Below are 11,376 nucleotides of genomic sequence, written 5' to 3'. Positions count from 1 at the left end.
CTAACATTAAAATATGATAAACTACGCCAACTACTGGCTTATAGCAAATTTTAATACTTGCTCTGTACCAGCTGACTTTACGTGCACCAGGTACATGCCTGGCGCAGCATTATTACCCATATCAATATGACTTTCAGAAGTATGATTTTGAGAATTGATATCTGCTTTATACACGATCTGTCCTATAGCATTGGTAATGTAAACCGATGCGCCGTCAAGTAACAGTGATTTTGATTTTATGGTAAAATTGCCATTATTAGGATTGGGAGATAAAACAATATTTTCATCTGTTTTTACAACCTCTGAAACATCTGTAGTTGCTATCCTGCTTGTTGCCATTTTAGGTTGAGCACAATCTCTGCTGGTCTGCATACCAACGGTTACTTTATCCCATGGTTTCAGCGCATCGGTTGTGAACGACTGGCCGTTTTCGTTAGGCACCAGTTTACCGTTGACATACCATACATATTTCGGGCTAACTCCTCCGTTTTTCGGATCAGCGATAAATGTATAAGAGTTACCTCCGTTATAACTGGTGGTAATACCCACTTCAGCAAGTAGGTTGCTAACAATTGAAAATTTGATGCCGGAACTCATGCTCTCAAAAACGCATTGTTCGCTGCTGATAAAGCGGCACTGGACAATATCACCGTGATCAAGTTTCGTTGTCTTAAGGAATGCTTTTGTTTCACCTTGTATCTCCAGGCCATTCAGCAACCACCTGTACTGTGGCGTCGTGCCTCCTTTCGTGTAAGCCGTATGAAAAACGACCTCTTCATTTTCGCATATTGTCGTACTTGGATCTGCAGACACCAAAATTGTAGAAGTACTGCTTGGTATCATACTCAATGTAGCCGGGTCACTGTTTACCGAACAACCTTGCGCGGTGTTGGTAGCCACCGCACGGTACTTATAGTTGTTCATGGCCATCGAAGTATTTTTTATACGCAGGTTATTTGTGGTTGTACCACCGTACGTAGCATCATTACCCAGGTCTATCCAACCACTGCCTTTATTAAGCTGCCAGTGATAATTATTAACAGGGTCTGCTACAGCAGAAATCGTCACACTATCCAATGCACACAGGCTCACATCCATGGGTTGTGCAGTAAATGCTGTAACACAAGCAGGCTCAAAAGTAACAAAGCCCGTAAAGAAACGTGGGTTGTTGCTAACAGCATATCCTACATATGAACCCGATATCTGGTAATCGCCCGTATACATAGTAACACCTGCAGTAGTGAACGTATTCACAGTAGGTGTACCCGACGTATAGTTATTAGTTCCGGTAGTATGAACTGCAAACCTGTAGGTTGTGTTGTTGGGAATCTCAAAACTCATAACGGGTATTACCGGGAATACACCGGATGTCGTTACACCGGTAACGGTATTAGAAGCTACAGACTGCCAATCAGGTTGTGCTAAAGTAACAGGTCCGCTAAGTGATACTGCTGAATACCACAATGTACTTACCGTATTATTATGACTGGTTGTTGCCCAATTGCCCACTTGTGTGATCTTCATAGCCATACCCGAGTTATTTTTCAGGACAAAAGTGATAAAACCATTTGTTCCGGAACTGTTTGAACCGTTATAACCGGTGGTGGTGGAAGTATTGATAGTCGAAGCCTGTGAAAAGCCCGTAGTACAGAGGAATACTGACACAATGAACATGGCCAGTTTATAAAGTATAGGTTTTTTCATAACAAAGAGATTTAATTTTATACAATATTATGTATGAAATCTCATTCTTAAATCAAACTCAAACAAATTAATATTTTATAAATACTTATTTTTCATCTATCATTTTTAGAAAAAAAATCATGTGCTTAAACATGGTACTTTTAGTTATTATTTATTCTGATTTTAATAACTAAAAATTAATAAAAAGTCAACAATAATAAAGAGAACAGCTAAATGCAATAAGAAAGGCCACACCGTAACGGTATGGCCTTTCTTTACGTTCTTAGTGGTTTAGTTTAGTCGGCAACAGTAAATTTCATCACCATTGGCTGAGTACCTGTTACAATATGCAACATATAGATTCCGGGGCTTACATTGCCTTTCATATTTATGTCCTGTTGTAATTTTCCATTTTTGATCGCAACTTCAGCATGATATACTACCTGCCCTAATGTATTAGATATATATATTCCTGCCTTATCAGTTGTTATGTTGTCAGACTTAACTGTAAAACTTCCCCTGTTGGGATTAGGGGATAATGTAATGTTGGTTGCATTATCGCTTAAGTCGGTAACACCTGTGGTTGCCAGCCTGCTCATAGCAAGTTTGGGGTTTGCGCAATCTCTGCTGGTTTGCATACCCACACTCACCTTATCCCAGGGTTTTAATGTTTCTGTTGTAAAAGACTGGCCTGTCTCATCAGGCAACAATTTTCCATTTATATACCATGAATACCTGGGCTCAGTACCTCCATTCTTTGGATCTGCAATAAATGTAAAAGAATTATTACCGTTGTAACTGGTGGAAATTCCCACCTCTGCCAATAAGTTGCTTACTACTGAAAATTTGATGCCAAGGCTATTGTTGGCCGGCACGCATTGTGCACTACTTAAAAAACGACATTGTACTATATCACCATGATCAAGTGTTTTTATCTTAAGTGAAGCTTTCGTTTCTCCCGGTATTTCCAGTCCGTTCAGCAACCAACGGTACTCAGGCTTATCCCCTCCGTTAGTATACGATGTATAGAGTATCGCTTCTTCACCCAGGCAAATATCTGTAGATGGTGCCGCAGCAACTACAATACTGGATTGTGTCGTAGGTACCAGGGTCAAAGAGGCCGGATCGCTTTTCACAGAGCAGTTATCATTCGTGTTAGTAGCCACCAGTCGATACTTATAGCCTTGCATGGATAAACCCGCATTTTTTATATGCAGGTTAGTGGTAGCTGTTCCGCCATAAATAGCATCATCTCCCAGGTCTACCCAGCCACTCCCCGAATTCAATTGCCATTGAAATTGTTGCGCATTGATAGTCGTGCTGCTAAAGGTTGTGGCACCATATTGGCATACACCCTTATCTGTTGGCTGTACCGGGAAATCTGCAGTACATGAAGGAAGGATGACAAACTTATGATCTTCGCACTCTCCATAACTTTGTGCCCCACAGGCATTAAAACTGGTAGTTGAGTATGAACTCCTGACACGTATCCGGGAGTCTCCGGGAGTTGCATCCTGCGGAATAACAAAACTGCCGGTTTTTGTATTACCGGCCGGTATCGATCCACTGGAAACCCATACCTCTTCTCCTGCATCGTCAAAATCACCGTCTATGTTATAGTCAACAAATATCTTAACTCCCTGAGGATAGGACGAGCCGATCTGTACGGAAAAGTTAACTGCTGTGCCCTGTACTCCATCGTGCACCTTATTGGCATAGTATTTATAACTGTTTGACGAGTTATCACAACCAGAGTTATTGTTGGTAATATTCGTCGTCTTTCCACCACTCGTGCTGAAACTGTTAATATACATATTGTAGTTGTTGCACTGTACACTATACGTTGGTGTACAGTATTGTGCATTTGCCTGAATTGAAAATGCTAACAACAACCCTAAGCATTTTACAATGGGACTAGGACCATATTTCATAATATGTATTTTTGGAATGAGAAAATAATAGCTGATACATGAAACTTAGTAATTAAATTTATAATAAAACATTAAAAATATATTAATAATATCACATCTGACTATCGCAGCCGATTAAATACTGATAATCAGGCAAATGTCCGGGAAGTATTAAAAGGCAAAAACCTGCACAGATCAACTGGCAGGCTCTTGTAAGGATTGATTTGTGAAATTATTTATGCTACTGTCTTCTCCAGCAGCTCCATGAAAGCATCTATTTCCTTCTTGTTATTGTAGATGTGCGTAGATATACGCAGGCAATCCATGCCATCTTCAGGCACAGCCCTGATACGAATATCGGCTGCAGCGCATTTTTTGTAGAAATCTTTATAATTAGTCCCTTTTATCCTGAAACTATTGATACCACAAAATGACCTTGGCTCTGTTGGAGTAAGCAACCTTACCTTGTCATCTAAGGCAATTAAACGTTCCTGCAGGTAGCCTCCAAGATATTTTATGCGCGCTGTCACATTTTCCATACCAATACTATTCATAAATCCTACCGCGGCTATCACTCCTTTTGCAAGTCCTAGTGACTGTGTGCCACCAAAATAGCGATGGGCACTGTCGGCATACCCGGGCATATAAACAGTGTCTACCAGGTCCCACTCCTCTTTTGAGCTACCTCCTCCAACAAAATAAGGTTGCAATGTATCCAGGAAACCTTCCCTGACATACAGGAACCCGGTGCCTTTCGGCCCAAGCATCCATTTATGGCAACAACTGGCATAGGTATCGCAACCCATGTCGTGTAGGTCTATCGGCATCATACCCGGGCCGTGGGCACCGTCAATGCATGAGTATATGCCTTTGTCCCTGGCTAATGTGCATATTTCTTTTACCGGCAACACCTGCCCTATAGTACAGGGCATATGCGGTACTGCAATGGCTCTTGTTTTCCTTGTTATAAGTGCTGCAACTCGTTCCAGCGTTTCTGCTGCGGTTGGTGCAGGTGTGAATGTCTTTAATTCAATTCCATGTAGTTTATGACGGTTCAGCCAGGGTAATGCATTACCTACATGTTCCTGGTCTGTAATGATCACTTCATCATGTTTATGCAAAGGCAATCCCCAGCAGGCTATATTGATCCCTTCAGTAACATTATGCGTCAGTGCTATCTCTTTTTTGTCAGCACCCACAAATTCAGCTATAGCATCTATACCTTTTTCATACCCGCTGTAATCACCGTACTCATCACTCCGCATCATACCCTCTCTTGTCGCTTCTATAACAGGGTATGGAGATGGACCGAGCGTTCCGTTGTTCAGGTATATTTTATCTTTTGTAAGCGGGAAAAGTTGCCTGACGTTCTGCCAATAGGCTTCATCATCTTCGGCAATTTTGTTTCCATTGGTACTAAGTTGCTGTGCTGCAGCCACTACATCAATTTCGCTCAGGGAGCATGCAGCCAGAATAGATGCGGAACGTAAGAAGTTCCTGCGATTAAAATACATAGGGGGTACAGTTTGTAAATTATACACAACAATATATGAAAAAGTTTGTAAATCATACACAAAACACAAACTATGTCGGAGGTTATCATATCATATACCGCTGCGGAACTTTGTCCCTAAAAAAACCGTTACATTTACATGAAATAGTCACTTGTGAAACATCTCACCTCTATCATAGTCACTTTTATTATTCTAACGGGTGTAAACCTGGCAGACGGGCAGACTATAATTAATAGCTATGCCGCTGTAGTATCATTCGCCGGCTGTAACCAAATTAATGTAGACAACGCGTCAGGTTTCAGTATAGGCGATGATGTATTGCTCATACAGATGAAAGGTGCTGAAATTGACACGACAAACACTTCGGCTTTCGGAACATTGGTAACCCTAAATAACTGTGGCAACTACGAGATCAATAAAATACAGTCTATAACCGGCAACGCTATCACGTTAACCTACAATAATATCAAGAGCTACGATGTGCCCTGGGGCAAAGTACAGTTGGTCAAGGTTCCCAGGTATACAAACTATGCTGTCAATAGCCTGCACTCATGTACACCATGGAACGGCACTAAAGGAGGTGTGTTTGCAATCATCGTCAATAATACATTGACCCTTAATGCAGATATCGACGTATCAGAAAAAGGCTTCAGGGGAGGTGTAAATGCGAATCCTATTTACCATACACAATACACCCGCAACCAGCAGGATTACTGCTTCCCTGTCAACAATTACAGCGGAGCAATGAAAGGCGAAGGCATAACCGAAGTATCTGTCAACAGGCTCTATTGCAGGGGAGAGTTATATACAGGAGGTGGTGGTGCCAATAGTACCAACTCCGGTGGTGGTGGCGGCGGAAATGGCGGTGCAGGTGGACTGGGTGGCAACGAGTGGGTAGGAGCACCCTCTACTGCTGTTGGCGGACGTGGCGGAAGAGCCTTTAACTACAACCCCGCAAACAACAGGGTAACCATGGGTGGTGGCGGTGGTGCCGGTGACGTGAATGATGCATATATAGCCAATGGCGGAAATGGCGGAGGTATTATGATCATCATTGCAGGCAGTATTACCGGCAACAGTAATTATTTGCTGGCCAACGGGCAACAGGGGCTGGATTGCATTTCAACAGGCGGGGGTTGTAATGACGGATTCGGAGGCGGAGGCGCAGGGGGTACAATACTCATCAACGCACAGAGTGTTAGCCAGCTCAACATAGAGACCAAAGGTGGTAGAGGTGCCAATGTAAAAACTTCTGCCGGGGGCCATGGTCCGGGCGGGGGCGCGGCAGGAGGAGCTGTGTTAGTTAATAATGCATCCCTCTTTTCTAATATTGCATTCAACTATACAGGAGGTGCAGGCGGTACTTTCACCGCGGGAACCAGCACTACCAACTGGGGTACACAACCCGGCAGCAATGGTGATACTACCTCAGGATTCGTGGTGCCATTTGCTACTATCCCGGCCAACTCGGGCAATATGAATCTCAACATTAAAGACACATTATCAGCCTGCCAGACATTGACACTTTCTGCTACGGCTAATACGCCCCTGTCTACCATCAACTGGGACTTTGGAGATGGTAACACAGGTACGGGCAATCCTGTTACTCATAGTTTCAGCCAGCCGGGCACGTATAAGATCGTTGTGAAAGTCAACTCTTCCAATGGCTGTTACGACACGGTCTTCAAAAATATTATTGTTCCCGGCGAACAGATGGACGAGCTTATATCTGATTCCTTATTTAATTGCAGAACAATACAGCTTACGTCTACTTCTGCGGGAGGACCTGTAACGCAGTATTCATGGCTTACAGGAGACGGCAATAATGGCAATACCAATCCACTCATGCACACTTACAGCCAGGATGGGAACTATACTATCACACTGATAACAACTGATGCACTTGGCTGTAAGGACACATTCAGCAGATCAATAGCTATATTCTCCTCTCTGGACTATGATATTGCAGACTCTCTGATAGACTGTACAACCATATATGCAGACACCGTCAACAATGGCACTACCATAACCACAGGAATAAAATGGCTTTGGGGAGATGGCAATACAGGCACTGCTGCACCAACTACATATTCCTACAGCCATACAGGAACTTATACTGTGCAACTAATAGTCACAGACACTATAGGATGTACAGATACCATATCAACTACTGTGTCGCCTGAAAATATACCGATAGAAGTTATGGTCAGCAATGACACTGTAATTTGTTATGCCAGTACCATACAACTGCGGGCAACAGGTGCAGATTCTTATGAATGGTTCCCGAAGAACGGGCTGGACAATGATAAATCAGCAATAGTCAATGTCAAACCGGTAGAACCCATAACCTATCACGTTACAGGTATTGACAGCAGAGGGTGTAAAGGATCAGATGATGTACATATTGACATACTTCCGCTACCTGAAATTACCATAACTTCGGATAAGGATCGGGTAACCTGCGATGAGCCGGACGTTTACCTGCTGGCCGGTGGTGGCATACGGTATATATGGGGACCTTCGGAGTTTTTCGAAGACTCTTCAGGATTGCAAAAGAAAGTATCACCTGACGTGACTACTAAATTCCATGTGTATGGATACGACGAAAATGGATGTTGGGATGTAGCAACAAAAGATATCATAGTTGATAAAGACGCACTTATTTTCATGCCGGATGCGTTCACGCCCAATCGCGATGGTCTGAACGACAAGATACGCCCGCACATTATCTGCAATTTCCAATTCACTAAGTTCAGCGTTTTCAACCGCTGGGGGCAAAATGTATATTCAACAACCGACATAAACAATGGATGGGACGGAACATTTAATAACATACCACAGGAACTGGGTGCTTATAATTACATGATAACAGGTAAAAAAGCTGACGGAAGCTCCGTACTGTTCAAAGGAAATTTCATACTGGTTAAATAAACCGATACTATTTTACCCTGGTCAGTGCATAGCCATAACCATCCATGTAGTTATCCGCCAACCTGAGTGTATCATCATATATACCATCCACTTTCCATTGCACCACACCTGTTATCACATAAGTGGAATCCCCTGTATATATATCACGTGTCATTTCCCATTTGTATGGCTTTATGCTTGTCTCTCCGCCTTTTTCAGTGATCAGTTTCCCGTCTTTGGTCAGCGTATAATACATATCCGTAAAACTATGTCGGTCGTTACCGGTAATACCACCTACTGAGTACCACAACTGCCATTTCTGCCCGGTTATGTGCCTTTTTATCGTGTCCAGGGGTTTATCATACAGGGAAATGATTGATACCGGTACGAATGGTTGTTCGGGCATAGCTTTTGCAGATGAGCCTATTTTAGATTTTGTTTTACAGGCTGTCGCAAATAAGCATATCACAATAATGGTATAAGCTGCGAAATTCATTTTCATAAACAGGTCTTTATTTCTGATAGTCAAAAGTAGTAAAATAGCCCGGTTACTACTTATCGTAACGGGGATGATACTTTTCCAGTGTCTGCCTCAGGTACGACCTGTCAAGGTGCGTATATATCTCTGTAGTAGTAATACTCTTATGCCCCAGCATCTCCTGCACAGCACGCAGGTCCGCCCCTGCTTCCACCAGGTGGGTAGCAAATGAATGTCTTAGCGTATGGGGATGGATATTTTTCTGAATGCCGCTCTTCGCAACCAGGTCTTTCAGTATCATGAACACCATGACACGCGAAAGTTGTCCTCCCCTCCTGTTCAGAAATAAAATATCCTCACAGCCTTTCTTTATGGTTTTCAGGTGCACGCGTACATGCTCTCTGTATAGCTTTATCTGTTTCACTGCCTCGCCACCTATCGGTACCAATCTTTCTTTATTACCCTTACCCACTACACGCACAAAACCAACATCAGTGTACATATTAGATATCAATAGTCCCGTCAGTTCACTCACACGCAAACCACAACTGTACATTACTTCAAGCATGGCACGATTACGCTGACCTTCAGGTGTGCTGTGATCTATAGCAGCAAATAAGGTATCTATTTCGTCAATAGAAAGATGTACAGGTAAAGCACGCCTTAACTTCGGCGCTTCCAGCAATACTGTAGGGTCTTCTGTCACAGCCTCCTCCAGTAACAAATACCTGAAGAATGCTTTAATGCCACTTATAACTCTTGCCTGTGTATTGGCAGTAAGTTCCAGTTCGTTGATATGTCTTAGAAAAGATTGAAGATGGGTAAGCTGTATGCCCTGTATAGGCACATTGCCCTGTTCATTGTATATATACTCGCCCAGCATTTCTACATCGTGCAGGTAGGCAGCAACAGTGTTGTCAGACATGGAACGTTCTAATTGCAGATAAGCTTTAAAGCCTTTCAGGTAGGCAGGCCATACATGATAATCTTTACTCATTCCTCATTTTATCCAGCCAGTCGCCGATATTTTTTGCCTCTTCTTTGGTAATGGCCTCGTTCATTGCCTTGAAAAAAGGCTCTATTTTAGGCTCAATAGTATCCAGCAGATCAAGACCCTTTTGCGTAATGGTCAGGTCTACCCTCCTGCGATTCTCTTTACACTCCCTGCGGGTAACCAGCTTTTTGGCTACCAGCTTATCTATCAGCCTCGAAACATTGGACATTTTCTGTATCATCCTGTTCTGTACCTCGTACAGGTTCATCGATTCTCCGCTTTGCCCGCGCAGTATACGTAGTACATTATATTGGGGCTCAGTAATATCAAACGGTTTCAGTATCTGCCCCATTTTCTGTTGCAACCACACACCGGTAAACATGATGTTCAGAAAAGCCCTGTGGTAAGGATCTTTGATCGGCTTGGTTATTAAATGTTCTTCTATCGTAGGCATAATAACACTGTTTTAGATATAACGGCAGCTACAAAAGTATATAATAGCGGTAATTTATTAATATTGTTCAAACAATTCATTATGCTCCACCTGGCTATTATTAACGGTCCCAACCTTAATTTATTGGGCACGCGCGAAAAAGACATATATGGCAATATATCGTTTGAGCAGTACCTGGATGAATTGAAAGAAAAATACCCCTCAGTTGCATTCACCTACTACCAGAGCAATGTGGAGGGTGAATTAGTGAATTTCCTGCACGAATGCAGGGGCAAAGTAAAAGGCATTATCTTCAACGGGGCCGGGTATACCCACACCAGCGTGGCACTGGCAGATGCGATAGCCGCTATCGATATACCGGTGGTAGAAGTACATATTTCGAACATATATGCCAGGGAAGAATACCGCAAACAATCGCTTACAGCATCAAAATGTGTTGGTTGCATCACCGGGCTGGGACTAAAGGGTTATGCTCTTGCCGCGGAGTATTTCCTATAGCTACCCTCTGAAGCCCCTGAGAAAGGAAACAATATCCATACGTTTTTTACCTTCCTGCTGCACTTCGTCGGCATACACCCAGCCATCCTGCGCAGCAAAACGCATATAGGTCCTACCGTCCGTTTCGTAATTACCGGGAGCGACAGCCGGTATAGCCTGTTCAATATGCGATCGGTATATTTTGAAAAATTTGTCTTGCAATACAGTATATGCTGCCGGATATGGAGACATTCCCCTTATAAGGTTATGAATATCTTTTACAGGCTTATTCCAGTCTATAAGTGTATCCTCTTTGAATATTTTAGGAGCTGCCTTAAGCTCAGCTTCAGGAATATCGTTTTGTGGTATTTCTTCGAGTTCCCCACTTGCAAGGCCTTTAACAGTGGTCACAAGTAGTTCCGCACCGGCATGCATCAACTTTTCGTATAACGACCCCACATTATCCTCTGGTAGTATAGCTACTTTTTTCTGCAAAAGAATATCGCCTGTATCTATCTCGTGCTGTAATTTAAAAGTGGTTACACCTGTTTCCTTTTCCCCGTTTATGACTGCCCGGTTTATAGGGGCTGCACCCCTGTATTGTGGCAGCAATGAGCCATGCACATTGATAGTCCCCATAGGTGGCATATCCCACACGGCTACAGGCAGCATCCTGAATGCGACCACTACCTGCAAGTCAGCTTTATACGAAGCCAGTTCGGCCAGGAAATCAGGGTTTTTCAGCTTTTCAGGTTGTAATACGGGCAGGTGCTGTGTTAATGCGTATTGCTTCACGGCCGATTGTTGCAATTGCTTACCCCTGCCTGCAGGTTTATCCGGCGCGGTAACTACGGCCACTACATTACACCCCGCATCTATGAGCGCCTTCAGCGAGGCTACTGCAAAATCAGGCGTACCCAGAAATATGATCCTTAAATCTTGAAAAGCAGGCATAA

Annotated in this window: 9 protein-coding genes; 2 read left to right on the top strand and 7 right to left on the bottom strand. The window is 43.1% G+C overall.

The features are described from left to right. Positions 1 to 30: 30 nt before the first annotated feature. From H6550_05505 to H6550_05495, 3 genes are all read right to left on the bottom strand, one after another. Complete coding sequence (locus H6550_05505) at positions 31 to 1,704, bottom strand: T9SS type A sorting domain-containing protein (protein MCB9045577.1); 1,674 nt, start codon at positions 1,702 to 1,704, stop codon at positions 31 to 33. 275 nt (positions 1,705 to 1,979) lie between these two features. Next, positions 1,980 to 3,497 (bottom strand): T9SS type A sorting domain-containing protein, encoded by a 1,518-nt coding sequence (locus H6550_05500; protein MCB9045576.1) that lies wholly within the window; start codon positions 3,495 to 3,497, stop codon positions 1,980 to 1,982. 332 nt (positions 3,498 to 3,829) lie between these two features. Continuing rightward, positions 3,830 to 5,107, bottom strand: coding sequence for an aminotransferase class V-fold PLP-dependent enzyme (locus tag H6550_05495; protein ID MCB9045575.1), 1,278 nt, complete (start codon positions 5,105 to 5,107; stop codon positions 3,830 to 3,832). Between the two features lie 153 nt (positions 5,108 to 5,260). On the opposite strand from H6550_05495, the gene H6550_05490 reads away from it, so the two are divergent. Further along, positions 5,261 to 8,038: a gliding motility-associated C-terminal domain-containing protein gene (locus H6550_05490; protein ID MCB9045574.1), complete on the top strand. Its 2,778-nt coding sequence runs from the start codon at positions 5,261 to 5,263 to the stop codon at positions 8,036 to 8,038. Between the two features lie 7 nt (positions 8,039 to 8,045). Here H6550_05490 and H6550_05485 read toward each other — a convergent pair whose 3' ends face one another. Genes H6550_05485 through H6550_05475 form a run of 3 tightly spaced genes read right to left on the bottom strand, consistent with a single transcriptional unit; the run spans position 8,046 to position 9,943 of the window. Then, on the bottom strand, positions 8,046 to 8,519 hold the full coding sequence (locus H6550_05485) for a hypothetical protein (GenBank protein MCB9045573.1): 474 nt from the start codon (positions 8,517 to 8,519) through the stop codon (positions 8,046 to 8,048). 49 nt (positions 8,520 to 8,568) lie between these two features. Beyond that, positions 8,569 to 9,492 carry a site-specific tyrosine recombinase XerD gene (gene xerD, locus H6550_05480; protein MCB9045572.1) on the bottom strand — a complete coding sequence of 308 codons (924 nt, stop codon included), beginning with the start codon at positions 9,490 to 9,492 and terminating at the stop codon, positions 8,569 to 8,571. Next, a complete protein-coding gene (locus H6550_05475) occupies positions 9,485 to 9,943 on the bottom strand; it encodes a MarR family transcriptional regulator (protein MCB9045571.1) in 459 nt (152 codons plus the stop codon). The genes xerD and H6550_05475 overlap by 8 nt, the downstream gene beginning before the upstream one ends. Positions 9,944 to 10,024: 81 nt before the next feature. On the opposite strand from H6550_05475, the gene aroQ reads away from it, so the two are divergent. Beyond that, positions 10,025 to 10,441 (top strand): type II 3-dehydroquinate dehydratase, encoded by a 417-nt coding sequence (aroQ, locus tag H6550_05470; protein MCB9045570.1) that lies wholly within the window; start codon positions 10,025 to 10,027, stop codon positions 10,439 to 10,441. Here the strand turns inward: aroQ and H6550_05465 are convergent, their stop codons facing one another. After that, complete coding sequence (locus tag H6550_05465) at positions 10,442 to 11,374, bottom strand: methionyl-tRNA formyltransferase (GenBank protein ID MCB9045569.1); 933 nt, start codon at positions 11,372 to 11,374, stop codon at positions 10,442 to 10,444. Between the last annotated feature and the right edge of the window lie 2 nt (positions 11,375 to 11,376).

Source organism: Chitinophagales bacterium (assembly GCA_020636495.1).
Classification (GTDB): domain Bacteria; phylum Bacteroidota; class Bacteroidia; order Chitinophagales; family Chitinophagaceae; genus UBA5543.
This window is presented reverse-complemented; position numbering and strand designations above follow the sequence as displayed.

Bases quoted from the DNA above. Each gene is read 5' to 3' on its own strand.
- H6550_05465 (MCB9045569.1), bottom strand. From the start codon at position 11,374: ATGCCTGCTTTTCAAGATTTAAGGATCATATTTCTGGGTACGCCTGAT.
- H6550_05500 (MCB9045576.1), bottom strand. From the start codon at position 3,497: ATGTATATTAACAGTTTCAGCACGAGTGGTGGAAAGACGACGAATATT.
- H6550_05495 (MCB9045575.1), bottom strand. From the start codon at position 5,107: ATGTATTTTAATCGCAGGAACTTCTTACGTTCCGCATCTATTCTGGCT.
- H6550_05485 (MCB9045573.1), bottom strand. From the start codon at position 8,519: ATGAAAATGAATTTCGCAGCTTATACCATTATTGTGATATGCTTATTT.
- aroQ (MCB9045570.1), top strand. From the start codon at position 10,025: ATGCTCCACCTGGCTATTATTAACGGTCCCAACCTTAATTTATTGGGC.
- H6550_05505 (MCB9045577.1), bottom strand. From the start codon at position 1,704: ATGAAAAAACCTATACTTTATAAACTGGCCATGTTCATTGTGTCAGTA.
- xerD (MCB9045572.1), bottom strand. From the start codon at position 9,492: ATGAGTAAAGATTATCATGTATGGCCTGCCTACCTGAAAGGCTTTAAA.
- H6550_05475 (MCB9045571.1), bottom strand. From the start codon at position 9,943: ATGCCTACGATAGAAGAACATTTAATAACCAAGCCGATCAAAGATCCT.